The organism is Streptomyces sp. NPDC022552, from assembly GCF_055561875.1.
Map to the genome: position 1 here is coordinate 903,505 of NZ_JBVHGJ010000001.1, position 24,951 is coordinate 928,455.

General features: G+C 73.3%; 20 protein-coding genes. 14 read left to right on the forward strand and 6 right to left on the reverse strand.

The window, feature by feature from the left end; all coding sequences use genetic code 11:
- Nucleotide 1: 1 nt before the first annotated feature.
- The 3 genes from ACZ3OF_RS04175 to ACZ3OF_RS04185 all read left to right on the forward strand — a co-directional run bounded on the left by ACZ3OF_RS04175 (nt 2) and on the right by ACZ3OF_RS04185 (nt 5,737).
- Nucleotides 2-2,290: an ABC transporter permease gene (locus ACZ3OF_RS04175; RefSeq protein WP_361666364.1), complete on the forward strand. Its 2,289-nt coding sequence runs from the start codon at nt 2-4 to the stop codon at nt 2,288-2,290.
- A 414-nt stretch (nt 2,291-2,704) separates the two neighbouring features.
- The gene (locus tag ACZ3OF_RS04180; RefSeq protein WP_361666363.1) at nt 2,705-4,225 is read left to right on the forward strand and encodes a catalase; all 1,521 of its coding nucleotides are present in this window, start codon (nt 2,705-2,707) and stop codon (nt 4,223-4,225) included.
- 48 nt (nt 4,226-4,273) lie between these two features.
- Nucleotides 4,274-5,737: an MFS transporter gene (locus ACZ3OF_RS04185; RefSeq protein WP_361666362.1), complete on the forward strand. Its 1,464-nt coding sequence runs from the start codon at nt 4,274-4,276 to the stop codon at nt 5,735-5,737.
- A 48-nt stretch (nt 5,738-5,785) separates the two neighbouring features.
- On the opposite strand, the gene ACZ3OF_RS04190 is transcribed toward ACZ3OF_RS04185, so the two are convergent.
- From ACZ3OF_RS04190 to ACZ3OF_RS04205, 4 genes are all read right to left on the reverse strand, one after another.
- The gene (locus tag ACZ3OF_RS04190; RefSeq protein ID WP_361666360.1) at nt 5,786-6,547 is read right to left on the reverse strand and encodes a bestrophin-like domain; all 762 of its coding nucleotides are present in this window, start codon (nt 6,545-6,547) and stop codon (nt 5,786-5,788) included.
- A gap of 97 nt (nt 6,548-6,644) precedes the next feature.
- Nucleotides 6,645-7,250: a hypothetical protein gene (locus tag ACZ3OF_RS04195; protein WP_361666359.1), complete on the reverse strand. Its 606-nt coding sequence runs from the start codon at nt 7,248-7,250 to the stop codon at nt 6,645-6,647.
- Nucleotides 7,251-7,409: 159 nt separating this feature from the next.
- Complete coding sequence (locus tag ACZ3OF_RS04200; protein ID WP_467302617.1) at nt 7,410-10,358, reverse strand: poly(A) polymerase; 2,949 nt, start codon at nt 10,356-10,358, stop codon at nt 7,410-7,412.
- Nucleotides 10,358-12,148 (reverse strand): RNA ligase family protein, encoded by a 1,791-nt coding sequence (locus ACZ3OF_RS04205; protein WP_467302619.1) that lies wholly within the window; start codon nt 12,146-12,148, stop codon nt 10,358-10,360. Before ACZ3OF_RS04205 ends, ACZ3OF_RS04200 begins: the two co-directional genes overlap by 1 nt.
- Before the next feature lie 196 nt (nt 12,149-12,344).
- Here ACZ3OF_RS04205 and ACZ3OF_RS04210 point away from each other — a divergent pair, with 196 nt between their 5' ends.
- The 5 genes from ACZ3OF_RS04210 (at nt 12,345) to ACZ3OF_RS04230 (ending at nt 16,472) form a co-directional block, all read left to right on the forward strand.
- The gene (locus tag ACZ3OF_RS04210; RefSeq protein WP_361666354.1) at nt 12,345-13,322 is read left to right on the forward strand and encodes a DUF817 domain-containing protein; all 978 of its coding nucleotides are present in this window, start codon (nt 12,345-12,347) and stop codon (nt 13,320-13,322) included.
- Nucleotides 13,323-13,435: 113 nt separating this feature from the next.
- The gene (locus ACZ3OF_RS04215; RefSeq protein ID WP_361666353.1) at nt 13,436-14,239 is read left to right on the forward strand and encodes an alpha/beta fold hydrolase; all 804 of its coding nucleotides are present in this window, start codon (nt 13,436-13,438) and stop codon (nt 14,237-14,239) included.
- Nucleotides 14,239-15,516 (forward strand): PP2C family protein-serine/threonine phosphatase, encoded by a 1,278-nt coding sequence (locus tag ACZ3OF_RS04220; RefSeq protein ID WP_361666351.1) that lies wholly within the window; start codon nt 14,239-14,241, stop codon nt 15,514-15,516. The genes ACZ3OF_RS04215 and ACZ3OF_RS04220 overlap by 1 nt, the downstream gene beginning before the upstream one ends.
- Before the next feature lie 13 nt (nt 15,517-15,529).
- Nucleotides 15,530-15,868, forward strand: a complete 339-nt coding sequence (locus ACZ3OF_RS04225; RefSeq protein WP_361666349.1) for an STAS domain-containing protein — start codon at nt 15,530-15,532, stop codon at nt 15,866-15,868.
- Nucleotides 15,869-16,244: 376 nt separating this feature from the next.
- On the forward strand, nt 16,245-16,472 hold the full coding sequence (locus tag ACZ3OF_RS04230; protein ID WP_361666347.1) for a hypothetical protein: 228 nt from the start codon (nt 16,245-16,247) through the stop codon (nt 16,470-16,472).
- 275 nt (nt 16,473-16,747) lie between these two features.
- Here ACZ3OF_RS04230 and ACZ3OF_RS04235 read toward each other — a convergent pair whose 3' ends face one another.
- A complete protein-coding gene (locus ACZ3OF_RS04235) occupies nt 16,748-17,503 on the reverse strand; it encodes a restriction endonuclease (protein WP_467302624.1) in 756 nt (251 codons plus the stop codon).
- Nucleotides 17,504-17,903: 400 nt separating this feature from the next.
- On the opposite strand from ACZ3OF_RS04235, the gene ACZ3OF_RS04240 reads away from it, so the two are divergent.
- From ACZ3OF_RS04240 to ACZ3OF_RS04265, 6 genes are all read left to right on the forward strand, one after another.
- Nucleotides 17,904-19,157, forward strand: coding sequence for a PucR family transcriptional regulator (locus ACZ3OF_RS04240; RefSeq protein WP_467302626.1), 1,254 nt, complete (start codon nt 17,904-17,906; stop codon nt 19,155-19,157).
- 297 nt (nt 19,158-19,454) lie between these two features.
- Nucleotides 19,455-19,670, forward strand: a complete 216-nt coding sequence (locus ACZ3OF_RS04245; RefSeq protein WP_361666344.1) for a hypothetical protein — start codon at nt 19,455-19,457, stop codon at nt 19,668-19,670.
- Nucleotides 19,670-21,268: a sodium/solute symporter gene (locus ACZ3OF_RS04250; RefSeq protein WP_361666342.1), complete on the forward strand. Its 1,599-nt coding sequence runs from the start codon at nt 19,670-19,672 to the stop codon at nt 21,266-21,268. Before ACZ3OF_RS04245 ends, ACZ3OF_RS04250 begins: the two co-directional genes overlap by 1 nt.
- A gap of 142 nt (nt 21,269-21,410) precedes the next feature.
- Nucleotides 21,411-22,559 (forward strand): tetratricopeptide repeat protein, encoded by a 1,149-nt coding sequence (locus tag ACZ3OF_RS04255; protein ID WP_361666341.1) that lies wholly within the window; start codon nt 21,411-21,413, stop codon nt 22,557-22,559.
- A 182-nt stretch (nt 22,560-22,741) separates the two neighbouring features.
- Nucleotides 22,742-23,767 (forward strand): polyprenyl synthetase family protein, encoded by a 1,026-nt coding sequence (locus ACZ3OF_RS04260; RefSeq protein WP_361667292.1) that lies wholly within the window; start codon nt 22,742-22,744, stop codon nt 23,765-23,767.
- Between the two features lie 132 nt (nt 23,768-23,899).
- Nucleotides 23,900-24,061 carry a DUF5670 family protein gene (locus ACZ3OF_RS04265; protein ID WP_389564390.1) on the forward strand — a complete coding sequence of 54 codons (162 nt, stop codon included), beginning with the start codon at nt 23,900-23,902 and terminating at the stop codon, nt 24,059-24,061.
- An 82-nt stretch (nt 24,062-24,143) separates the two neighbouring features.
- Here the strand turns inward: ACZ3OF_RS04265 and ACZ3OF_RS04270 are convergent, their stop codons facing one another.
- Nucleotides 24,144-24,932, reverse strand: a complete 789-nt coding sequence (locus ACZ3OF_RS04270) for a heparin lyase I family protein (RefSeq protein ID WP_361666337.1) — start codon at nt 24,930-24,932, stop codon at nt 24,144-24,146.
- Nucleotides 24,933-24,951 lie beyond the last annotated feature (19 nt).

A 24,951-nucleotide genomic window follows, 5' to 3' on the forward strand; every position in this document is an offset into this window, starting at 1 on the left:
CGTGCGGGCCATGCTGCGCTGGGCGCACGCCGATCTGCGCACCCACCGGGGCGAGGCGCTGTTCATGGTCGCCGCCACCGCCGGAATCGTCGCCTCGCTGCTCCTTGCCACGGCGCTCTTCGGCTACGCCACCAACCCCTGGCAGCGGATCTTCACCCAGTCGCGGGGCGCCCACGTGTGGATCCACACCGGCCCCGCCGCCGACACCGGCGCCCTCGCGGCCCTCGACGGTGTCGAGCGGATATCGGGCCCCTACCGCACCGCGGGCGACACCGTCGCCTCACGCGGCACACGCGCCCGCATCGAACTGCGCGCGGCGGCCGTCGAGCCCCCGGCCACCGGCCGTCCCCTGCTGACGTCGGGCCGCTGGCTCGACGACACCGTCCCGGACGGCGTCGTCCTGGAATCCAGCCTCGCCCGCGCCCTGTGGGCCGAACCGGGCGACCGGCTGACCCTGCCCACCGGCCGGACCCTGACCGTCCTCGGCGTCGCCGACAGCGCCGAGCCCCGCTACAGCCCCGGTGAACGGCCCGGCACCGTCTGGGCCCTGCCGCGCGGGGTGCCGGCCGAGCGCGATGGCGGCCAGGTCGTCGGACTGCGTCTGGCGGACCCCGACGACACCGACTACGTCGTCCAGCGCGCCGTCACCGTGCTCGGCGCCGGCGCCGTGACCGACGTCGGCACCTGGCAGCAGGGCCGCTCCGAGGCCCAGGGCGACACCCGGCTGCTCGGCCAGGTCCTCGGCCTGTTCGGTCTCGGAGCGCTGATCGCCGCCGCCCTCGCGGTGTTCGGCGCCATCAGCACCCGGGTCCGCGGCCACCTGCGGGACATCTCCGTCCTCAAGGCCATCGGCTTCACCCCTGGCCAGGTCGTGCGTGTCTTCCTCGTCCAGCATCTGGCCTTCGCCGTGCTCGGGGCGGCCCTAGCCACGGCGGCCGTGCAGACGCTCGGCACCCACCTGCCCGGTCGGCTCGGCGACGCCGTCGGCGTCTGGCAAGGACTCCAGGGGCACACGGCGGCGCTGCTCGCGGTGCCCGTCGCGGCGGTGCTGTTCATCGGTGTGGCGACCTGCCTCGCCGCCTGGCGGGCCGGGCGCGTGGAGCCCGTACCCGTCGTCCCCGCCGCCGCGGCGCCGGGCGGAGGACTGTCCCGAGCCGCCCGGGGAGCGCTTGCCCTGCGCACACCGGCGACCCTGGTTCTCGGCTGGCACCGGGCCTTCGGCCGAGGACGGCGCGCCCCGGCCACGATCGTCCGCCTCGCCCTGCCGCTGCTGCTGATCACCGTGGCGCTGAGCGCCTGGACCACCGTCGAACGGTTCGACAGCCGGCCCGAGCGGCTCGGGCACGCCGCCGCGCTCACCGCCCGCCCCGACGCGACGCTCGGCGACCGCGAGGCCGCCGCGCTGCTGGCGGCCGACGACGACATCGACGCGGCCCACCCGGGGCTCGAAGTCGCCGCCCTCGTTCCCGGCCAGACCGGCACCATCGCGCTCCGTGGTCTCGGCACCCGCGTCGAGCCCTACCCGTACACGGTCGCCGAGGGCCGTCCCATCGAGGGCCCCGACGAGGCCGTCGCCGGCCAGGGCCTGCTCGACCTGCTGGACGTACGCGTCGGAGACTGGGTGCGAGTCACCGTCGGCGGCCACCCGCAGGTGCTGCACCTCGTCGGGCGCAGCATCGAGCCGGAGAACGGCGGCCGGGTCATCTCCACCTCGCTCGACACCCTGCGCGAGAACGACCCGTCCCTGAGCCCCACCCTCTACCGGCTCCGCCTGGAGCCCGGCGCCGACCCGCGTGCCGTCCGCGCCGAACTGGCCGACGCGTCCGGTGGGCATCTCGACGTCCACGGGGTCACGTCCCCCGCCGACCGGTTCTCCGCTCTGCGCGGGGTCGTCGTGGGCCTGATCTCCGTCCTCGCCCTGATCGGCCTGACCGAACTGTCCACGGCGATCGGCGGCAGCATCCGCGACGGCGAACGGGACCTGCTGGCCCTGAAGGCCATCGGCCTCTCCCCGCGCCAGATCACCGCCGTCACGGTGACGGCCATCGGCTGCACCGCGCTCGTCGCCGCCCTCGCCGCCACGGCCCTCGGCGTCCCCCTGGCCCGCCGGCTCATCGATCACGAGGCCCACACCACCGGCATCGGCTCCGGCGTGGCCCAGGCCCCGCCCGCCGGCTACCTCGTGGTCATGATCGCCGCCTCCGTCCTCGGCGCGATCGCCCTGACCGCCCTGCCCGCGGCCCGCGCGGCCCGCCGCCGCCTCGCGGACACCCTCAGCGCGGTCGCCTGACGCCCCCGCCGGGCAGGGCGGCGGGCCGGCCCGCCGCCGGCGGGAGCCGTCCGGCCTCCGGTGGTGGGTTCGGCCGAGAAGGCCCAGGCTGGGAGGTGCGTCCGGGCGGCGAGCACGCCGCCTGGTCCCCGTACGCCCGCCCGCACCCGGCGAGGAGGCCCATGCCGACGGCGCACCCGCGCCCACCGCGACGGCAGGCGCATCCGACGGCGGTGAAGACGTTTACCGCGGCGACGGCGGGCGAGGCGACATGTCGAGACGTGGGCAACGAGGCCGAGGTCCTCCGGGGAAGGGGACATCTCCAGGCCGTACGAGCCCCGACCGACGGGCAGCAGCCCCTCGACGCCGGTCGTGCGCCGACGTGCCATCGAGGGGCCGCGCCACCGCTCAGCTCAAGGAAAGGCAGACTGACCGATGACCGAGAGCCGACCCGCCACCACAACCGATTCCGGCGCCCCGGTCGAGAGCGACGAACACTCGCTCACCGTGGGCCCCGGCGGTCCGATCCTGCTGCAGGACGCCTATCTGATCGAGCAGATGGCACAGTTCAACCGGGAACGGATCCCGGAGCGCCAGCCCCACGCCAAGGGCAGCGGCGCGTTCGGCCACTTCGAGGTCACCCACGACGTCAGCGGCTACACCAAGGCGGCCCTGTTCCAGCCGGGCACGCGCACCGATCTCGTGGTCCGCTTCTCGACCGTCGCCGGTGAGCGCGGCAGCCCGGACACCTGGCGCGACCCGCGCGGCTTCGCGGTGAAGTTCTACACCAGCGAAGGCAACTACGACATGGTCGGCAACAACACGCCGGTGTTCTTCGTCAAGGACCCGATGAAGTTCCAGCACTTCATCCGCTCCCAGAAGCGGCGCGCGGACAACAACCTGCGCGACCACGACATGCAGTGGGACTTCTGGACCCTCTCACCGGAGTCCGCGCACCAGGTCACCTGGCTCATGGGGGACCGTGGCATCCCGCGTACCTGGCGGCACATGAACGGATACACGTCCCACACGTACATGTGGATCAACGCGTCCGGCGAGCGGTTCTGGGTGAAGTACCACTTCAAGACCGACCAGGGCATCGAGTTCTTCACCCAGGACGAGGCCGACCAGATGGCGGCCGTCGACACCGACTACCACACGCGGGACCTCTTCGAGCACATCCGGGACGGAGAGTTCCCCTCCTGGACGCTGTACGTCCAGGTCATGCCGTACGAGGAGGCCGCGGGGTACCGGTTCAACCCGTTCGATCTGACCAAGGTGTGGCCGCACGGCGACTATCCGCTCATCCCGGTCGGGCGCATGACGCTCGACCGCAACCCGACCGACAACCACGCCGAGATCGAGCAGGCGGCCTTCCAGCCCAACAACCTGGTCCCCGGCATCGGGCCGAGCCCCGACCGGATGCTGCTGGCCAGGCTGTTCTCCTACGCGGACGCCCACCGCCACCGCATCGGCGCCAACTACCAGCAGCTGCCCGTGAACGCGCCCGTCGTCGACGTCCACACGTACTCGAAGGACGGGGCGATGGCCTACCGCAGGACGACCGACCCGGTCTACGCCCCGAACTCCAAGGGCGGCCCCGCCGCCGACACCGAGCGGTACGGGTCCCCGCCCAGCTGGGCGGCGGACGGCGAGATCACCCGGGCGGCGTACGTCTCCCATCCGGAGGACGACGACTGGGGACAGCCCGGCACGCTCGTGCGCGAGGTCATGGACGACGCGGCTCGCGACCGCCTGGTGGACAACGTGGTCGGCCATCTCCTCAACGGCGTCTCCGAGCCGGTCCTGGAGCGGGCGTTCGCGTACTGGACGAACATCGACAAGGCGATCGGCGAGCGCATCGCCCAGGGCGTACGCGACAAGGCCGGCGAGAAGGACCCCAAGGCGGCCGACCAGAGCAACCCCGCACGCAGCTCCATGCAGCAGAAGGCGTGAACCGAAGACGGCCGACCGGGCGCGGTACCGATCACCAGGAGTGCTGTCGTGGGACCAGTGGAGACCTCGACCGCGTCCGGCGGCCTCGGCCGGAACCGTGAGACGGCGACGCTGCTGCTCCTGTCGTTCGCCATGCTGATCGTCTCGCTCGACCAGTACATCGTGGTCGTCGCCCTTCCCGACATCGCGGGCGACCTCGGCTACTCCGCGCAGACGCTGCAGTCGGTCATCAGCGCCTACGCGGTGGCCTCGGCCGGCTTCCTCCTGTTCGGTGGACGGGCCGCGGACCTGCTCGGGCGACGCCGCGTCCTGGCCACCGGGCTGGCGCTCTACGCCGGGGCCGCGTTCGCGGGAGGGCTCGCGACCGGCCCCGAAGTACTCCTGGCCGCCCGGGCGTTCCAGGGTCTCGGCGGAGCCCTGGTCTTCCCCACCACCCTGGCGCTCATCAACACCACCTTCGCCGAAGGCCGTCCGCGCAACCGCGCCCTGGGGATCTGGGGAGGGGCGGGCGCGGCGGGCCTCGTCATCGGTGTGCTGCTCGGCGGTCTACTGACGCAGGTCTTCGGCTGGGAAGCGGTCTTCTTCGTCAACGTCGCCCTGGCCGGCCCCGCGCTGCTGCTCGCCTTCGTCGTGATCCCCCGGGACGGCGAACGGGAGAAGGGCCGCACGTTCGACCTGCCGGGTGCGCTCAGCATCTCCGTCGGCGTCACCCTCATCGTGTTCGCCCTCGTGCAGGGCCCGGGATCGGGCTGGCTCTCGCCGGCCATCCTGCTGAGCGCGGCGGTGGGCGTCCTGCTGATCGGAGCCTTCGTCGTCGTCGAGCGGCGGAGCCCCGACCCGCTGATGCCGCCCCGGCTGTTCTCCAACCCCCACCTGATCACCGGCGTCGTCATCGCCTTCATGTTCATGGCGACCTTTGGATCCGTGCTCTACTTCCTGTCCCTCTACTTCCAGGAGATCCTGGGCTACGACGCGTTGCGGACCGGCGTCGGCTTCCTCCTCCCGACGGCGGTGGTGGTGGCGGGCTCGACCGTCGCGGGCCGGCTCGTGACGAGGTTCGGCCTCCGGCGGACCCTGGGCGCCGCCCTCGCCGTCGGTGCGCTCGGTGCGGTCGCGCTCGGCCTCGTGATCGCGCCCGACGGCACGTACGCGGAACTCGTCCCCGGCCTCGTGGCGCTCGGCGTCGGCGACGGCGTGGTCTTCACCACCATGTTCATCGCCGCCGCCACCGGCGTCCCCGACCGGCAACAGGGCATCGCCTCCGGCATCGCCTCCACCGGCTCGGGTGTGGGCGCGGCCGTCGGCCTCGCCCTCCTCGTCCTGGTTTCGACGGCCGGTCTCGACGGCCTCTCCGGCGAACAGCTCCGCACCGCCACCGCCGACGGGATCCGCACCACGCTCTTCGTCGCCGCGGGCGGCATCGCGCTGACCTTCCTCTTCGCCCTGAGCCGGTGCCCGGCACGGCCCGAACCGGTACCCGCCCCCGTGCCGTACCAGACCCGCCGCTGTTGACGGCGCGGGCTCCGCGAGGTGCGGTGCCGCTCCCTCCGTGACCCCTGATCAGACCGCGGTGGTGAGGAGGTCGCTCAAGGGCTGGGCGGAGTCCGTTCCGGAGTGGCCGAGGGGCGCGTCGAAGCTCCAGACGAGGAAGAGCAGGAAGACCACCAGCGCGCTGAAGGTGGTGGCCAGCAGCAGTTCGCGCGCCGAGCGGCGGATCTGCAGGGTGTAGAGCAGGCCGAGGGTGACCAGGGCGCCGGCGACGAGGCCGAACCAGAGCGCGGCGGGCAGGGTCGTGCCGGAGGTGTCCAGACGCTGGTGACGGGCGTCGTCCGCGGCCGCCACCTGGTCCAGGAGCGGCTGGTAGGCCTGGGCCTGAAGCTCGTCGGCCGGGGTGCGGTGAGCGATGTCGCTCCGGATGCGGCCCAGCAGCTCGGCGCCCGTGCCGTCGACGGGCGTGCCGTCCTTCAGGGCCGGCCATTCGGTGGTGACGGCGTGCCGGGCGTAGGCGTCGATGTGCTCCTTGATCTGGGTGCGGAAGGCGGCCGGGTAGACGTCCAGGCGTTGATCGATCTCGTAGAGGGCCTGGGCCTCGCGCTGGACGGTGTCCTCGGCCGCGGTTCGGGCTTCCCAGACGCCGGCGATCGCCAGACCGAGCACGATGGCGTAGACGACGCCGACCATCATGACCATGTACTCCAGCACGTCCGGGGTCTCGGAGGTGTCCTCGTCGACGGCCACGCGGCGGTGCCGCACGACGGTCGCCGTGACGACGAGAACGCAGACCAGGACCGAGGCCAGGGTGTAGACGAGCCATTCCGGCATTGCACAACTCCAGGACGAGCGAAGCGATGTGTACGACATACGGGGACGGACGGGGTGGGCCGGTCGGGGGCCGGCCGGCGCGACGCGAAGCGGGCGGTCAGCCGCGGCCGCGGCGGCGGGACCCGGGTCGCAGTGCGGCCGCGGCCAGAACAGCCGGCAGGGTGACCACGACGGTGGACATGGTCATCGAGAGTCTGGCGGGCGCGGGACGGGACGGACCGCCGGTGTAGTGCGAGCGTGGCACCCACCGGAAGGCCTCGGGCGCCTTCGCCGGCGGCGACGACGCGGGGACCGGGATGGCGCTCGGCACCGGGGCTGCCGGTGCCGGCTCCGGGCCGGGAGGCGGCGGTGCGGCGGGCGCCGGCGCCGCGGATGCGGGGGCGGCTTGGGGCGTCGGTGAGGGCGCGGGTCCGCGCGGCACCGACGGCGCAGGCTGGGGGAGCGCCGACGGGGGCGGCGGTGGGGGAGCCGGTGCGGGCGGCGGCGACGTGTGCGGTGCGTGCGCGGCCGGCGGTGTGCACGTGGGTGGCGGGACTTCGGGCGCCACATCGCCGTAGCCCATGTCGACCCGGACGTCCGGGGCACACACCACCAGGTGATCGCGGCCGGGGGCGTGGTCCATGACGACGGTCACGTCGCCGTGGTGCGGCAGCGGGCACAGGGCCGCCGCCGCCCCGAGACCGACACTGATCCAGCCACCCACGCGTCATTCCTCCCCGCGACGACCTGACAAGCCGTGTACGCGCTCCGGGCGAAGGGGTCCGCCCTCGGTCGCTGCCACTGCGGGTAACGATCATGGGCGTGGCCGGTCACGGACACCGCGCGAGCCGCCTGCCATCGGGGTGAACGGAGGGCGGGCGGCCTACGTCGCGCCGTCGCTCGCGCGGGCGCCTCCGGGGCGGAGCGGTGTGGGCACCTCGCCCCCGGCGGCGTAGGTGAGGTCCACGCCGGGGAGGTCACGGGGCCAGGTGCGCGCCAGCGCTTCGACGGCGGCGACGGGCGGCGGGGTGCGGCCCAGACCGATCGCGAAGTGGACGGTCCCGGGGCCGCTCTCGTACGGGTGGGGCCAGGCGTGGAGGTCGGGACCACCGGACACCTCCAGCGCGCCCAGCAGAGCCCGGACCCGGCCCCGCACGCGCCCCAGCACCTCCTCGAACTCCACCGTGCCGCGCCGGCCCCGCACGGTCACCAGCGCCCATGCGGCATGCCGCCGGTGCAGCGGCGGAAGGACCGGCGTACCGGCGCGGACGTCGGCCTCCGCGTGCTCCCACGCCTCGTACAGCTCCTGGACCAGCAGGTCCCGGAACCCGGCGGACACCTGGGCGGTGCAGCTCCGCACGGGAGCGGAGGGGGTCAGGACCACGACAGGATCGGGCGAGCCGGTGTCCTGCGGACCGCGGGTGGGGCCGGTACCTGACGCCCCGTCATCCGGCTCCAGGCCGATCGGGTGCTGCCAGTTCCAGGCGGCCCAGGTCGCGAGGAACTCGCGGAACAGGGCCTCCGGTCCGGCGTCCGGGGAAGGGGAGCGGGCCACCACACGGGCGGCCAGAACCGTCCATGCCAGGCCGGGCAGACCGCCGTGCGGTGCGGAGTCCAGACCCCGGGCGCGAGCCCAGGACTTGACCCGCCGGGCCAGCTCCTCGAAGGCGGCGGTCCGTCCGGCCACCGCCGCGCGGACCGCCTCCGCGTCGCCGACGGCGCTCAGCGCGACCGCCGCCGACTCGCCCAACTCCGCCCGGCGTGGCACCGCCTCGGCCGGGTCCAGACCGCCCGTGCCGACCAGCACGAGGTCCACGGCCAGACCGCCGACGGTGAACCGCAGGCCCGGAACCCTGGCACCGACCACGTGCCGCAGTCCGGTCGCCTCGGGCAGTGCCGCGGCCAGGCGGGCGCCGACCGCGTCCGTGTCCACCTCCCCGGGCAGGGCGGCGACAAGGTCCAGGTCGGCGCCGGGCAGCGCACAGCCCATCCGGCGGGATCCGACCACCTCCACCGCCGCGTCACCCAGGGCGCCGGCGACCCGCTCGGCGACCGCCGCCGCGAAGCCCGGCCCGCCGCCCGCCTCGTGGCCCGGGGCGGCCGGGTCCGGGCGCCAGCGGATCTCGCCGGTCCCCAGCGCCACCGTGGCCCGGACGCGCATCGGCTCCGGGCCGCGCCGGGACAGCAGCGCCAACTCACCGACCGCGCCGGCCGGCAGCCCGGCCAGTGCCTCGGCGCACTCGGCGGCGACGGCCGCCGGTTCGGCGGTTCGGCCGAGGCTGAGATGCGGGGTGAAGCCCGGGGCCCGGCCGCGGCAGCCCGGGAACCGCGCGGCCAGCGCGGAGTGCAGCCCCTGCCATGCCTGCTCGCCGCCCCCGGTGGGGTCCAGCCACACCGTGGCGTCGTCGCGGTGCCCGAAGTCGTGGACCCCTGCCCACCGGACCGGGAAGGGCTCCGTCCCGGCCGCGACTCCGGCCACCAGAGCCGCCGCCCGCTCGAACTCCGCCTCCGGTACGAAGCCGAACAGCAGGTTCACATGGGGAGGCCACCGGTCGAACCGGGGGTCGTACGCCTGCCGCAGCCGCTGGATCGCGGGCCACAGCTCCTCGGGGGGCAGCCAGGCCAGCGCCGTACGGGGGGTCGGCGCCACGTCCACGATCTCGGTCGCCGCGACCGTCGGTGTGAAGTCCAGATCGGCGCGGACGCCGAAGTGGTCGGAGACGAACAGCCCGTCGGCGTGCGGGACATCGCCGAGCAGCCCCACGCTCGTCACCCGGCCGGTCCCGCGCAGCAGCACACGGTCCAGCCGCGAGGCCCGGCCGCTCAGCGAGGACACCGCGGCCAGCGGGTTGACCCCCGGGGCGAAGGTCGGCGTCCGGTCGGCCGGACCGCGTGCCTCGGTCCAGGCATCCCGCAGCCCGAGCATGGCGGCCGGGCCCTCCGGGCCGTCCCGCCCGTCGTTGAAGTCGCCGAGCAGCACCACGTCGCCGTCGGTGTCCGCCAGCCCCTTGGCCAGCCGGGTCAGTTCGGCCTCCCGCCGGTCCGCCCCGCGGGCCGAGTGGTCGCTCGACAGATGCGTGCACGCCACCACCAGCGGGACGCCGTCGGCCTCCACCGCGATCGCCGTCACGGCCTTGTGCGGGGCGAGCGCGTGCACGCCCGCCTCGCTCACCGGCAGCCGGCTGAGCAGCAGAAGACCGAAGTCGTCCACGTCCCGCCCGCGGGGTTCCGCGCCCAGCGTGTAGCCGGAGCGCACCCAGTCGGCGGCCAGCACCATCTCCAGCAGGGCGGGTTCGACCTCCTGCAGCGCGATCACGTCGGCGTCGGCGTCGGCGAGCGCCTCCAGCAGCCGAGGCCGACGGAGCGCGGTGTCGATCAGCTCCGGGTCGTACCGGTCCCACAGGGTGTTCCAGGTCAGCAACCGCACCCCTGAGCCGGCCCCTGAGACGCTCCCGGAGCCGGCCCCTGAGACGGTCCTCATGGTGCCCGCCGTGGCCGGTACGTCCGAGGCGACCGGACTCCATCGCGCCCCGTCCCAGGCGTGCGGCGTGCGCGCGGTGAAGAACGGGGCCCGCAACCGGCGCGGCGTCCGCATGCGCCCGGCCCCGGACTCCGCGACCCGGTCCAGGCCGCTCGACCGGTCCCACACCAGCTCCCCGTCCGCCTCCACGAACAGCACTCGGTGCCAGGGGACATCGCCCCCCGGCACGAAGGAGGTCAGCGGGATCCGCTTCGGCTCCCGCCCGCGCTGGGCCACCCCCAACAGGAACCGGGCCGGATCGAACCGCGGATCCCAGCGGACCTGGTGATAGATGGCCTCACTGGTACGCATCAGTCCCTCACACCCCACAGCTCCCGTTGGTCCAGGCCGCCGGCCCGGTCTTCGATCCCACCCTCCGGACCGGCGTACCAGGTCCGATGCGCCCGCCCGGGATACGGCGGGCTGTACCGCCGCAGTTGCCGGTCCAGCACCTCCGCCGGTACCGGATGCGGTCGGCAGGCGTTGCGCCGTACCAACTCGTCCTTCGCCACCAGCGCCACCACCTGCGTGACCAGGGCGTTCCGCCGCCGCGCGACCGCCAGGACCGGATCTCGCTGCCGTTCGGTCAGCGACGTGGCGTCCCACACCACCGTGCCGCCGTACGACAGCGCCGCGTCCAGTCGCTCCAGCCCGCGCCGGACCACCTCCGCGTTGGCGGACTGGTCCGAGCGATCGCCACGCTCCGTCCTGAGGTCGTCCAGCGACACGCACACCACGTGCGGAAACGTCCGCGCCAGGGTGCTCTTGCCGCTGCCGGAGGGCCCGACCAGCTGGACCAGCCGCGGGAACTCGCCGGACCGCCACCGCCACGTCGCGGCAACAGCCTCCTCCACCGTGCCGATCCGGCCCTCCGCGTACGCCTCCCGAGCCTGCGCCCAGCAGCGGTCGGCGGCCTCCGCCGTCACCCCCGCCCCGGCCAGGGCCTCCCGCAGCCCGGTCCGCAGGGGCTCCAGCGGGGCCGCACCCAGCAGCCCGGCCTCCTCCGCGTACAGCGAGGACCACTCCACCTGTTCCCGGCCGTCACGGGTCCGGCCCCCTGGCACGGACGCGGCCACCGCGTGAAGGACCCCCAGATCGGCGGCGGCCGTCATACGCAGCAGTCCGGCCCGTCGCTCCGAGTCCGGGAAAGGAGAGTGCAACCGCGGGTGCAGGCCGACGAGATCGGCCACCCGCCGAGCCAGCGGTGTCCCCAGCCGGCCTGCCAGCGCGGGCCCCAACGAGCCGCGAGGCCGGTCGTGCAGCAGCGCGGCCAGGACCCCGGCGAGCCGCGCTTCCCCGGTTCGCCCCAGCACATCCAGGCGCCCGGCGACCTCTCGTACGGACTCCTCCGCCTCCACGGCTGCCGGTCCACCCGTCGCGGACAGCCGACCGGCACCACCGTGCGCCGGACCGATCCCCACCGCCTCCAGCAGACCGGCCGGGTCGGGCGCGGCGCCCGAGCGGACGGCCCACAGAGGCGCCGTCGGTCCGAGCCCGTTCTCCACCACGGCGGCGTACATCCAGTGCGTGTCCGTGCTCACGTGCCCGGCCCGCACCCACTTGGCCACCCGCCGGCCGAACTCGTCCCGGGCGAAGCCGGAGACGGTCCGCACCACATAGCCCTCCTGCCGGGAGGGATCCAGCCGCAGCCGGCGCAGCGACCGTTCGTCGAAGACGCCGCGCCACAGCACCCGCGGCGCCGGCACGCCCACGGCGCGCAGAAAGGCGACGGTGTCGTCCCAGTCCAGGCAGCGGTCGGAGTCGTCCCAGACCGAGAACCCGTAGAACCAGCTCTCCAGGTCGGTGTAGGCCAGTGAATGGCGGGCGTACACGTTCTCCCCGCACACCCGCCAGCCCGCGGGTATGCCCGCGCCGATGCGCCCCTGAAGCCCCTTCACCCAGGCCCGGGAGGGGTGGTGGCCGGAGTCGAGAGAGCGCGCGTGCAGGCCGTCCCGGTAGAGGGTGGTGTTCTCGCCGTCCAGCTTCTCGGTGACCACGATCTCGCGGCCGGCGAACCCGGCGAGCCCCTCGGCCCGTACGTCGTCCGAGGTCGCGCCGGGTGACCAGGGAAGGTGTGGGGTCCGGGGATAGTGCGTACGCATGGTCGGAAACTCTATGGACCGTCACGACGGTCGATCCACCGGTTAATCGACGGACGGGCGGGGCGGCGGCCCGGCGGCAGCGGGCCCGGCAACGCCCGCGAGAGCCGGCCGGGTCGCACGCGGAGTTCCGGGAAGGTCCGACGGAATCGACGGAATCGACGGAACCAAGGGTCACCGGTCGGCAGTCTGCTCGGGCATGACCTTCCAGCGGATCGCCCACGGGTGCGCGCAGTTCTGGCGCTTCGGGCTCGACCAGGTGCGGGCTGTCGCCTTCGCCGTCGCCCTCGTCGGCGGCATCGGCGCCTCGCGGCTGCTGCCCGGCGACCTGCCGGTCGCGCGCTACGACCTGCTGCTGCTCTACGGCGTGGCCTTGACGGTCCTGGCCCGCAAGGTCGGCTGGGACGGCCCACGGGACACCGCCGTGATCCTGGGCTGCCACGCCGTGGGCCTGCTGTTCGAACTCGTCAAAGTGCGCATGGGTTCGTGGAGCTACCCGGAGGACGCCCTCTCCAAGGTCGCGGGAGTTCCTCTCTACGGCGGATTCCTCTACAGCGCCGTGGGCAGCTACTGCTGCCGGGCGTGGAAGATCATGGATCTGTCGCTGTCCGGGTACCGGCCGCGCCTGATGGCCGTCCTCGCGGCCGCGGTGTACGTCAACTTCTTCACCCATCACTGGCTGCCGGACGCGCGCGTTCTGTTGGCCCTGCTGCTGCTCGGCGCCATGGCCGGCACCTGGGTCCACTTCACGGTGGGCTCCTCGCGCCCACGGATGCCCCTCGCTCTGGCCTTCGCACTGATCGGGTTCTTCCTCTGGGTCGCGGAGAACGCCGCCACCTACGCCGGTGCCTGGAGCTACCCCCACCAGCTCGACGGCTGGCAACCCGTACCCCTCGGCAAGTTCGGAGCCTGGGCCCTCTTGATCAGCGTCACCTTCGTCCTGGTGGCGCGCACCAGGGGCACGCCCGACCGGCGCGACCGGGCGGTCCCCGACGGAGGGGCGACGAGGGGTACCGCGGGAAAGGGCCGGGTCCAGTGGGTTCTGCGGGACACCGATCGCGCGTCACGCGTGCGGCGGCCGCCGACGCCACCCCCTACTGTCACTGGTTCGGCCGCGAAGCCTCGGGCGCCCCGGCGGCGCCTTTTGAAGCGGCGGGACGAGCATTCCACGGCCTGACCTTCGGCGGCCACCCCGCGGGCGACCGGAGCCACCGGTGGAGGCTTCGCGTCAGTCCGGGGGATGCGCGGGCCCGTGGGGGTCGACGTGCGGGAGCTGCGAGGATGGCGGGTATGGACATCCGACGCAGGAACAACATCACCGTCACCGGTAACCCGAAGGGGCCGGTGGTCGTCCTGGCGCACGGATTCGGCTGCGATCAGAACATGTGGCGGCTGACGGTGCCGGCTCTCGTCGAGGACTACCGGGTGGTGCTGTTCGACTACGTCGGCTCGGGCCGCTCCGACCTCTCGGCGTTCACCGAGGACCGCTACTCGTCCCTGGAAGGCTATGCCCGGGACGTGGTGGAGGTGTGCGAGGCTCTGGAGCTGCGCGACGTGGCGTTCGTGGGGCACTCGGTCAGCGCGATGACCGGGGTCCTGGCTGCCGCGATGGCTCCCGAACGCATCGGAGCCCTGGTGATGGTCGCCCCTTCGCCGCGCTACGTCGACGACGACGGTTACCGGGGCGGGTTCAGCGCCGAGGACATCGACGAGCTGCTGGATTCCCTGGAGTCGAACTACCTCGGATGGTCGGCCGCCGTGGCGCCGGTGATCATGGGGAACGGCGAGCGGCCCGAGCTGGGCGAGGAGCTGACCAACAGCTTCTGCGCCACCGATCCGGACATGGCGCGCGTCTTCGCCAGGACCACGTTCCTGTCGGATTCGCGGGACGATCTGAAGGCCGTCGCGGTGCCGACCCTGGTGCTGGAATGCACCGAGGACGTCATCGCCCCCCGAGAGGTCGGTGCCTTCGTCCACGCAGCCGTCCCGGGCTCGACCCTGGTCACGCTCGATGCCACGGGCCACTGTCCGCATCTTTCGGCGCCCGAGGCCACCAACCAGGCCATCACGGGTTTCCTGGCAGGCCTGCGGTGATGTGCCGTACCGGACAGGCGTCCGGGCCGAACGAGGCGGACGGCGAGGAGACGAGCGATGCCGCGTTCGCGGCGATGCTCGAGGACGACGCCGAAGAGCTGTACGAGAGCGCTCCGTGCGGGTACCTCTCCACGCTGATGGACGGCACCATCGCGAAGATCAACACCACGCTCCTGAGGTGGCTCGGCCTCGAACGGAACGCGGTGGTGGGCCGGATGCGGTTCACCGACCTGCTGACCGTGGGCGGCAAGCTGTACTACGAGACGCACTTCGCACCCCTGCTGCGGATGCAGGGTGAGATCGCCGGCATCGCCCTCGATCTGCGGCAGGCCGAGCGGGCCCGGCTGCCCGTGCTGGTCTCCAGCACCGTCAAGCACGCCGACGACGGCGAGCCGCTGCTGATCCGCACCTCCGTCTTCGACGCCCGCGACCGCCGCGCGTACGAGGAAGAGCTCCTGCGCGCCAGGAAGGCGGCCGACGAGGCCACCAAGCAGGCGCAGGCCGACCGAGCCCGCCTGCAGGACGCCCTCGCCGTGCTCCAGCAGTCGCTCCTGCCCACCACGCTGCCCCCGGTCCCCGGAGTGGAGACGGCCGCCTACTACCACACCGCCTCCCCCGACCGGCTCGGCGGTGACTTCTACGACGTCTTCCCCATCGACGACAAGCGCTACGGCTTCTTCCTCGGAGACGTCTGCGGCAAGGGCCCCCAGGCCGCCGCGGTCACCTCACTCACCCGCTACACCCTGCGGGCCGCCGCCCTGCACGACCCCGACCCCGTAGCGGCGCTGTCGACCCTCAACACGGTGCTGCACGAGCGTTACACGGGCGGAGACCCGCGCTACTGCACGGCCATCGTCGGCATCCTCGAACCGGACCCGCACACGGGGCTGGCCTCCGTCCAGCTGGCATCCGGCGGCCACCCCCCGGCCCTCGTGCTGCGCGCAGACGGTCGGACCGAGTATCTCCACACCCCCGGAGGCCTGCTCGTCGGCATCCTGCCCCGGCCGAACTTCGCCGCCGTGGACACCACACTCGCCCCCGGCGACACGCTGCTGCTCTACACCGACGGCCTCACCGAGGCCCGTACGGGAACGGACCGTGCGGACCTCTTCGGGGACGAGGCCCTCCGGGACTTCGCCGCCGGCCACGCCGGCAGGTCCGTCCGTGGCGTCATCGAAGCTCTGACCGGGCTCCTGGCCGGATTCGGCGAAGGGCTGGACGACGACACCGCTCTCCTCGCCCTCGGCGTCCCCACCCATCCGGCTTCCGTCCTGTAGCGAAGAAAACATGATGAGCGCATTGAAGATCACTGTCCGAGACGCCGTGGCCGGCCTCGTCCTGGAGATCCAGGGCGCACTCGACTACGCCAGCGCCGACGAGCTGCGTGACGTCCTGCCCACGCTCGCCCTCCACGCGGGACAACGCCTCGTCATGGACCTGGGCGGCATGGAGTTCTGCGACTCCAGCGGCATCACCGTCCTGCTGGCGGCTCGGAACCGAGCCGAGGCGGCCCAGGCGGACATCGCTCTGGCGTCCGTACCCACCAACACCCTGCGCATTCTGCGCCTCGTCGGCCTCGATCAGGTCTTCGCCCTCCATCCCGACGTCGACACCGCCCTTCGCGCCTGAGGCGCGTTCGTCCGACCACGACCGAGGCGGGACCCCGCGGCGCGGATGTGGGCCGGCCAGGAGGAGGCCCTCGTGTGCCACGCCCTGGACGTCTGCGGTGTCCGGACCGTCGCCGGGAGCGCCGATCCCGGCGCACGAAGGCCAGGTCGTGGCCCCGCTGGAGCGGTCAGCGGGTGTGGCGTGGCAGCGGAGCGGAGACGGGAGAGCGTTCCGGGAACCGGGGCCGGGCCGACGGCGGCGCGCGGCACCGAGGTTTGCCGGACGGCGCACCGGTCAGCAGCCGTAGGGGTGGGGCCGGTCCCCCCGCCGCCGAGGCGCGGCGACCCCGCGCCCGTATCCACCGGCGAAAGACCGCCGCCAGAGGAAGGTGAGCCGTATGAGCACTCCGGACGATGCCGAGCGGGCAGAGGAGCCGCTTCCCCGCGACCCGCAGAACCAGCAGGCGAAGCAGGGGGAGGACCCCCTGGCGATACCCGTACCGGACTGGCCCGACACCGGACTGCCCGGGACCGACGTGGCGGGCACCGGACGCCGGGACCGCGCCGAGGGCGATGCCCCCAAGGAGGGGCACGAGGAGTCCGCCGCGGACGAACCGGTGGACTGATGCCTCGTCGGGCGGGTACCGCGGCAGCCCAGGGCCGGGCGTGGGCGTCGCAGCCCGGAGGCAGCCGGGGCCCGGCCGCCGCGGCCTGTACGTGGGCCGGCCGGGCGTCGCAGCCCGGGAGCAGCGAGGACCCGGCCCCGGCTCCGGGGCAGGGCCGCCTCCAGCCGCCGCGCGGCGCTCGGGCCGAGCCCGCGGCTGGGGTGAGGGTCTCCTGCGGGGACGCTCGCCGACGCGGCCGGGCGATGCCGTGGGGGCCGCGCACGCCGTGCGACGGCTCAAGCCGGGCCGGTCAGCGAGACGGGAGTCGTAGGATCCGCGCCGAGCGTCTCCCAAGGGGGCGGCGCGATCTGGTCCGTCCACGCGGCCAGGGCCTCACCGTCCACGCACACGATCCCGGACGTGGCGGCGTACTCGACAGCCGGCGCGGTGAAGGAGCTGGTGGTCACGACGACGGCCACATCCGCCTCGTGGATGGTGAAGCAGGTGCCGCCGAACCTCTGCAGATCCTGGGAGCCGACGCGGTTGTCCTCCGCGTAGTGCTTGCACTGGAGCACGACACGCCGGCCGTCCTCGGTCACCGCGAGCACGTCGGCGCCGAGGTCGCCCGCCCCGCCGACCACCTCCACCGCGGCGCAGCCGTCCCGCGCGCAGAGTGCGGCGACCGTGTGCTCGAAGCCGTCGGCGTCGACCGCCGCGTGGTCCAGCGCCTCCGACCCGACGTCGGGCACGTCCGCGGCGGGCGGCGAGTCCCGCGGCGCGCCTGCGGGACGCACGCTCTCGCGGTTCCGGACGGGCACCGTGCTCCGCCTGGCCACCCCCAGCCCGACGGCGAGCACTCCGAGGACGGCGAGTGCGACGAGGACGGCGACCGGGACTCCCGATCCGCGACTCCCCGCCACTTCGGCCGTCCTGAGGAAGAGAGCGAGGCCGCCGCCGCATATCCCTATGAGCCCCACCGCCAGCAGCAGATCGCGCCCGATGGCCGCAGGGCCACGCCGGGCCGCACCACTGTCTTCCCCGGTCACCTTCATCCGGGCCCTCCCTCACTCTTCGACGGCTCACGCGCACCGCGGCCCCGACCCGGGAAGGGTTCGAGGGCCGCGTCGTACCGGTCTGCGGGTCAGTACCGCGGCTGTCCCCTCCGAGAGGCCGATGTTCCTGACGGAACGCCACGTATCCGTGAACGCGCTTTCGAAACGTGGCGGCTCGCGTCGGCGCACACGGAATCATCACGATCCGGCTGAGGCCCCACCACTTCCTGACCGACCGCTTAGCATGGTGGCCGCCGGGAGGGCGCCGCCGGTTCCCGCCTGCGGCGACCGCCCGGTGAAGGCTCCGCGCTTCATGCAGCTCCGTCGGCACCGCACGTCGGCGCCTCGCGCCCGCACCTCGCTCGCGCGGTGCTCGCACCCCCGTCCCCCAGGAGCGTCCATGCACCGTAGTTCCGCCCCCGGCAGTGCCATCGACCCGTCCTCGGCCGAGCTGTTCGACCGTGCGTGCCGGCGGCTTCTCGGATACGGCACGGTGTTCACGGACTCCGTCCTGGAGGCGATCCGGGCGGAGGTGCCGTACTACGCCGACCCGGTGCTGGCGCCGCCCGACGTGCGCGAGAACGTGGCGACGGGCATCCGCCACGCGCTGGAGACCGGGGTGGACCCGGGCAGGATCGTGGACGTCGAGCGGTTCACCAGAGAGCTGGGCACGCGCCGCGCGGAACAGGGCCGCCCCCTCGACGAGGTGCTGCACGCCTACCGCGTCGCCGGCTCCGAGGTCTGGAGCGGGATGATCGGGGTGGTGGAGCGCGAGGGTCTGGGCGACATGCGCCGGCTGGTGCACGTCGCCGAGCTGGTGTGGAAGAGCAACGACCGCGACGCCGTCCTGGTCGCCGACGCCTACCGGCAGGTCATCGAGGGGGTGACCGGCCGGCACGCCGAACGCGTCCGTCTGATCCTCGCCGCGCTCCTCGAGACGCGCCACGAACCCGAGTTCACCCGGAGCGCGGCCGACATCCTCGATCTGCCGCTCGACGGCCGGTACGCGGTGGCGGTCGCGGAGGCGACACCGCCGTACGGCCGCGTGCCCCAGGCCGCGCCGGAGCTGAAGGACGTCCGGGTCCTGCGGCACTCCTGGGGCCGGCGCGCCGTGTTCGTCGCCCACTTGGGCGACCGTCCGCTGGACGCGTTCGCCTCAGGACTCGTCGCCGGAGCGGGGCTCCGCATCGGCATCAGCCCGGTGGTCCCGGGCCTGGAGAGTCTGGCCCGCGCGCGGGACATGGCCGGACTCGCTCTTCGTACCTGCCGGGGTGACGGGGAGGTCGCCCGGCTCGACTCCCGCCTGCCCGACGGACTCCTGGTCTCGCGGCCCGACCTGTCGAACGAACTCGTCCGCCAGGTGCTGCGCCCCCTCTACGGCCTGGAACCCGCCGACCGCGACCTGCTGTTCGACACCATCGGCGTCTGGATCGAATGCGGTGGATCCTCCGTCCAGGCGGCTCGGCAGATGTTCTGCCATCGGAACACCGTGCTGAACCGTCTGCGCCGTGTGGAGCAGGTCACCGGCCTCACGCTGTCCCGCCCCCGCGACCTGGTGCAACTCACCCTCGCGCTCGATGCCCACCGCCTGCTGGGGCCGGCCGCGGCAGCCGGATCCGCCGACGACGGACGCCGACGTCGCCCACCGGCCTGACGCCCTTCTCCCTGCCCCGGCCCGATCCCTCCTGGCACTCCCTCGCACTCCCTGGCCCTCCTTCGCCCTCCACGCCCTGGGCCCCGGCACAGTCGCACCTGCCGGGCGTTGGGAGCGGGCACCGGTGCGGGCGAAGCACATGGACGCGTCGTGCGGCCAGGTGCTCTGGTGAGCCCCGTTCAGAGGCGACCCACCCGCACCCAGGCCTGCCAGGAGAGCTCCGCCATGACCTACCCGCACGTCCCTCGTCCCCCTCATCGCTCCCGGTCTCGTCGTCGTCCAGGTCTGTCCTTCGCCGTGGTCAACGGATCGGTCTTCACGGCGCATCTGCTGCTCGTGTGCTCCGCGCCCGACTTCATGGCCGCCCCGGTCCGGGGCGGGACCGGCATCGGCGTCCTGGCACTCCTCCTCCAGGCCGTGCTGCTCGTCGGGACGGCGGTGCGCTACGACCGCAGGGCGGACGAGTCCCGGACGGCCGGCCGCTCCACCGCGCACGGGCACGGGGAGTACTGATGAGACCGGAGATCCCGCTCGCCGCGCCCGGCACCATGGACCCGGAGACCCAGGCCCTGATCCTCGGCTGCTTCGTGGCGTTCATCGTCCCCATCCTGTTCCTCTGCGTCCTCAGCGGCCCTCCGAGGGACCGCGTCGACGACTTCTACACGGCGGGACGCACACTGCGGCCCCTGCGAGGGGCGCTCGTCCTCTCCGGCGTCTACCTCTCCTCGGCCACGGTGCTCGGCACCACGGGAAGCGTCGCCGTCTTCGGATACGACGGCCTGTTCATCGCGCTCTGCACCGTGCTCTCCCTCGGTGTACTGCTGCTGCTCGCCGTACCCCTGCGCGAGCGCGCCGGCTACACCCTGGGCGACACGTTCGGCCTGCGGACGCCGGGGCGCGCGGTGAGGATCGCGGTCGCCGTGGTCACCCTGTGCGTCTGTGTCCCCTACCTGGTCGTACAGCTCTCCGGCGCGGGGGTGACCACTTCGGCGCTGCTGGGGCTGTCCGGTCCGGGGATCGAGAAGACGGCGATCGTCATGATCGGTGCTCTCGTCGTCTGCACCACGGCGTTCGGCGGCATGCGCGGTACGGTCGTGATCCAGGTGATCAAGACGGTGGTGCTGCTCTGTGTGGCCCTGGGCGTGTCGGCCGTGCTGCTGCACCGCTTCCACTGGAGCGCCGACTCCCTGATCGCCGCGGCCGGAGAGGGAAGCGGCCGCCCCGCCGACTTCCTGCGCCCCGGCCTCCGATTCGGCGCGAGCGCCGAGCCCGCCGCCACCCTGGACTTCATCGGCCTCATGATCACCATCGTGCTCGGCGTGGCCTGCCTGCCGCACGTCGCCCTGCAACTCGGCACGGCGCCCGACGCCGCCACCGCCCGCCGTACCGTGCGTCATACCCTCACGATCGTCGGCGCGTTCTGCTTCACCACGGCCCTCATGGGTCTCGCCGCCTCCGCGTTGATCGGCGCACCGGCCATCCTGGCCGCCGATCCGGGCGGAAACAGTGCGCTGGTGATGCTGGCCGACGAACTGGCGGGAGGCGCGGACGCCGACGCCGGCGGGGCTCTGCTCGTCGTGCTCGTCGCCTCCGGCGTCTTCCTCACCACGCTGGCCGTCGTCGCGAGCGTCACCCTGGCGGCAGCGGGGACGATCGCCCACGACCTGTACACCCATGTGCTGCGCCGTGCGCGTACCACCGAGGGCCGGGAAGTGGCCGCCGCCCGCCTGGCGTCCGCCGGTGTCGGCGTACTGAGCATCGCCCTGGCGGTCTGGGTCCAGGGGTGGAACGTCCAGTTCCTGACGGCTCTCTCCCTTGCGGTGGCCGCTTCCTCACTGCTGCCGGCCCTGGTGTACTCCCTCTTCTGGAAGGGCTACACCCGGACCGGTCTGCTCTGGACGCTGTACGGAGGTCTGGGCTGCGCCGTCGGGCTCCAGCTGTCCGGTCCGGTCTTCTCCGGCAACCCTCTGGCCCTCTTCCCCGACTGGCACGTCGACTGGTTCCCGCTCCAGACGGTCGTCCTCGTGTCCCTGCCCGTCTCCTTCCTCCTTGGCCGGCTGGGCAGCACGCGCGGCGCGCGGGTCTCCGCGGAGGGCCGGAGGGCGGGGTAGGTCTCGCTGAGGATTCCGTGGTGGGGCGCGTAGCACTTGAGGATGACCCGGCACCCGTACGCAGACGGACTTTGCAGCCTTCGCGGAACCTCGGCCCCTCGTCGACGTCTTGACCGTCAAGTTCGACTGAAGGAGGCTTCTGATGGCGGGTCAGGTATGTGATGCGGGACGGGCGAAGGCGTCCGCGCCGGAGTACCAGGGGGTTCTCGGGTCGCTGTCGGTGAACGCTCCGTTGGCCGACGTGCTCGCACGGGGCGTCGAGGAGCTGCGGGCGGCAGAGCGGGCCGGTGACCGGCAGGAGGCGGCACGCTGCGGGCTCGCCGTCGCGGAGGCCTGCCGGAGGCTGGGCCGGATCGAGGAGGCCGACCGGGCGTGGAAGGCGAGTTACCGGGCGGCCCGCTCGGCCGGCCACGAGGGGGCGATGGCCTGGGCGTTGTGGAGCGGCGGCACGCTGGCGCGGCAGCGCGGGTCGTTCCCGCTGGCGTACCGGTTGCTGCGCCTGGCGGCCGAGATGGGTGAGCGGGGCGGTGACGTCGTCGTGCGGGGCTACTCCCTGGCCGGGCTTGCCGAGACGGGGCGCATCCAGGGCGACTACGCGGCTGTGGGCAGGCTGCACGAGCAGCTGCTCGCCGAGGCCCGCAGGCGGGGCGAGGCCCGGCACACGGTGTGGGCCCTGGAGGGCATCGCGCAGATGCACCGCAACACCGGCGCCTACGACGAGGCGTTGGCGCTGTTCGAGGAGGCGGCGGAGACGGCGTCGCGCGCCGAGGACCGGCGCGGGTGGGCTTGGGCGTTGCGAGGCGTCGCCGATGTGGTGTCCGCGCGGGACGGGGACGTGGAGCGTGCTCTGTCGCTGCTGTCGCAGGCGGAGGAGGCCTGCCGTGAGATACGGCTGTCCAGCGCGCTCGCCTACAACCACAAGATGCGGGGCAACGTGCTGTACCGGGCGGGCCGGTACGAGGAGGCGCGTGAGCTGTACGCGCGGGCCCTCGAGGAGTTCCGCGCGATGGAGGAGCCGAGGGGGACGGCGCTTTCTCGGCTGGGGCTGGTCAAGTCACGTGCCCGGCTGGGCCGGGACGCCGCGCAGAGCGCGGCCGAGCTCGGGGAGCTGCGCTCGATGCTGGAGCGCATCGGCCTGCGGCACGCCCGGGACATGGTGGAGAAGGCGGCGGCAGAGCTGGGAGTGGGTCCGCTGCCCGGCGAGGCCCGGGACGGGGTGTCCGAGGAGCCGGTGTTGCCCGCGGCCGGGGTGGAGGCACTGCGGGCGGCCGATGCGGAGGCACTGCGGTGAACTCCTCTCTGACATCCCCCTCCGCGTCCGTCTCCGCTTTCGCGTGCACGTCCACGCTCACCTCGACGGAGCCGGAGACGGGGCCGGAGCCGCAGCCCGAGCCGGAGACCGCGTCCTCGCCCGTCGGGTCACGAGGCGCGGCGAACCCCGCCTCGGCGGCCGTACCCGACGCCCTCGGCAGGGTGCCCGGTGTCGTGGCGCGCTGTCGTGAGCTGGTGCGGCCCGCGCTGGTGGAGGCCGTGGGTCAGCTGCATCCCTGGATCGGTGAGATGGCGGCGTACTCGCTGGGCTGGAGCGATGTGGCCGGGACGCCGGATCCGGCCGGCTCCGAGGGCAAGGGAGTGCGGCAGGCGCTCGCCGTGCTGGGGGCCGAGGCTGTGGGAGCGGACGGCGGTGTCGCCGTCGCCGGCGGGGTGGCCACGGAACTGGTGCACACCTTCTCCTTGCTCCACGACGACATCATGGACGGGGACCTCCTGCGACGGCAGCGTCCGGCCGTCTGGAGGGCCTACGGGACCGGCCCGGCCGTCCTGGCCGGTGACGCGCTCCTCGCCCTGGCCGTGCAGACGCTGGCCGAGGCGTCGAGCCCCTGGGCCGCGACCGCGGTCCGGCACCTGTCCGGGACGCTCAGCGCGCTGGTGCGCGGGCAGGCTGACGACCTGCGGTTCGAGCAGCGCCCCTGGAGCGGACCCGATGCGGTGGCGCCGGCGCAGTACCGGCTGATGGCAGAGGGGAAGACGGGGGCCTTGCTGGGCTGTGCGATCGGACTCGGTGCGGTGCTCGGCGGTGCTCCGGCCGGGACCGTCCGCGCGTTGGACCGGGCCGGGCGTCATCTGGGCGTCGCCTTCCAGGCGGTGGACGACCTGCTCGGCATCTGGGGTGACCCCGCGGTGACGGGCAAGCCCGTCCACAGCGACCTGCGGCAGGGCAAGAAGACCTACCCCGTCCTCGCCGCGCTGGCCGCGGACGGAGCTGCCGCCCGTGAGCTGGCGGCGGTGCTGGGGCCTTCCGGGCAGCCACCGCACGGTTCGGTGGTGGCGCGTGCCGCTGTGCTCGTGGAGGAGGCGGGCGGGCGGGCCGCCACTCGCGCCGAGGCACGCCTGCATCTGGACATCGCCCGCCGCGGGCTGCGGGAGGCGTCACTCGCGCCTGGTGCCGCTGGGGACTTGGACGCCCTGTTCACCTACGTGCTGGACCGCAGTTGGTGACGAACCTCCCTCCTGCCCCTCTGCGCGTGCCGCTCGGCGAGGACCAGGGACGGCGGTAATTCCGGTGTGCGACAGCCAGTCGTGTGTGCGAACAGGAGACCGGGGCACTCGTACCGCCGGAGGTTGATAAACATGGTTCCCCTGCTGCTCGTTCTTCTGCTGATCCTGATTCTCTTCGGTGCCGGTTTCGCGCTGAAGGTGCTCTGGTGGATCGCGATCGTCCTGCTCGTCGTCTGGCTGCTCGGCTTCGTCGCTCGCCCCAAGAGCGGTAGCGGTCGCTGGTACCGGTGGTAGCGAACCCGTGGCGCACCGGGCGCGACAGGGTGAGGGGCCCGAACTCGACGAGTTCGGGCCCCTCACCCTTGCACGCGGTACGTCAGTCGACGTCGGCCCGCGTCGTGCCCATCTTCAGGCCGTCGACCCAGTGGACCGACTCGACGTCGACGATGGTGGAGCCGTAGGAGCCCCAGCGCGGAACGTTGCCCTGGAGGTCCCAGGTCCGGGCGTTCCGGCGGTCGACGACCAGTTGGCCGTTGACGTACAGGGCGAAGGAACCGCTCGTGGAGGTCCGGGCGTCGATCCCCAGCTCGATCTTGTTCCAGGTGCCCGGCGTCCAGGCGACGCTGCCGACGGAGATCCACTGCTCGCCCGGGGCCACGTACCAGATCTTCAGCCGGCTGTCCTCGACCTTCATGATCACCGGGTAGTTCTGGTCGTGCTCCTCACCGGTGCCCCACGACTTCCACTGGAAGACGGTCTGGGCGTCGCCGGTCTTGGTCATGGACTCCCAGCCGAACCAGTACGTCCGGCCGGACGTGAGGGTGCGGCCGGCGATGCCGTGTCCCTCGCACCGCTCGGAGCCCACTGCCTTGGTGAAGCCGAAGATCTGTCCCCGGCCGTCGTTCCAGTCCGGCTGGTACACGTACGACGGGGAGTCGCAGAGCACCGAGGCGAACACGGCGGTACCTCCGTTGTCCGCGTCACCGTTCCACTCGACCGCCGCGTGCGAGGGTGTCGCCAGGACGAGCGAGAGTGCCGCGGCGAGGGCCGCGGGAGCGAACAGCCGCCCGCGCCGGCGCCGTTGCGGCGCCCGCCGGTCCGTGGGGGAGCGGCGACGGCCCGAGCGGGAGAAGCGGGGGGTGCCCCGGACGTTGCTTTGATGCATGGATCCTCCGGTGGGGGGA

Coding starts and splice junctions, on each gene's coding strand:
- ACZ3OF_RS04180 (WP_361666363.1), top strand. CDS start 2,705: ATGACCGAGAGCCGACCCGCCACCACAACCGATTCCGGCGCCCCGGTC.
- ACZ3OF_RS04190 (WP_361666360.1), bottom strand. CDS start 6,547: ATGCCGGAATGGCTCGTCTACACCCTGGCCTCGGTCCTGGTCTGCGTT.
- ACZ3OF_RS04200 (WP_467302617.1), bottom strand. CDS start 10,358: ATGCGTACCAGTGAGGCCATCTATCACCAGGTCCGCTGGGATCCGCGG.
- ACZ3OF_RS04205 (WP_467302619.1), bottom strand. CDS start 12,148: ATGCGTACGCACTATCCCCGGACCCCACACCTTCCCTGGTCACCCGGC.
- ACZ3OF_RS04210 (WP_361666354.1), top strand. CDS start 12,345: ATGACCTTCCAGCGGATCGCCCACGGGTGCGCGCAGTTCTGGCGCTTC.
- ACZ3OF_RS04215 (WP_361666353.1), top strand. CDS start 13,436: ATGGACATCCGACGCAGGAACAACATCACCGTCACCGGTAACCCGAAG.
- ACZ3OF_RS04220 (WP_361666351.1), top strand. CDS start 14,239: ATGTGCCGTACCGGACAGGCGTCCGGGCCGAACGAGGCGGACGGCGAG.
- ACZ3OF_RS04225 (WP_361666349.1), top strand. CDS start 15,530: ATGAGCGCATTGAAGATCACTGTCCGAGACGCCGTGGCCGGCCTCGTC.
- ACZ3OF_RS04230 (WP_361666347.1), top strand. CDS start 16,245: ATGAGCACTCCGGACGATGCCGAGCGGGCAGAGGAGCCGCTTCCCCGC.
- ACZ3OF_RS04235 (WP_467302624.1), bottom strand. CDS start 17,503: ATGAAGGTGACCGGGGAAGACAGTGGTGCGGCCCGGCGTGGCCCTGCG.
- ACZ3OF_RS04240 (WP_467302626.1), top strand. CDS start 17,904: ATGCACCGTAGTTCCGCCCCCGGCAGTGCCATCGACCCGTCCTCGGCC.
- ACZ3OF_RS04250 (WP_361666342.1), top strand. CDS start 19,670: ATGAGACCGGAGATCCCGCTCGCCGCGCCCGGCACCATGGACCCGGAG.
- ACZ3OF_RS04255 (WP_361666341.1), top strand. CDS start 21,411: ATGGCGGGTCAGGTATGTGATGCGGGACGGGCGAAGGCGTCCGCGCCG.
- ACZ3OF_RS04265 (WP_389564390.1), top strand. CDS start 23,900: ATGGTTCCCCTGCTGCTCGTTCTTCTGCTGATCCTGATTCTCTTCGGT.
- ACZ3OF_RS04270 (WP_361666337.1), bottom strand. CDS start 24,932: ATGCATCAAAGCAACGTCCGGGGCACCCCCCGCTTCTCCCGCTCGGGC.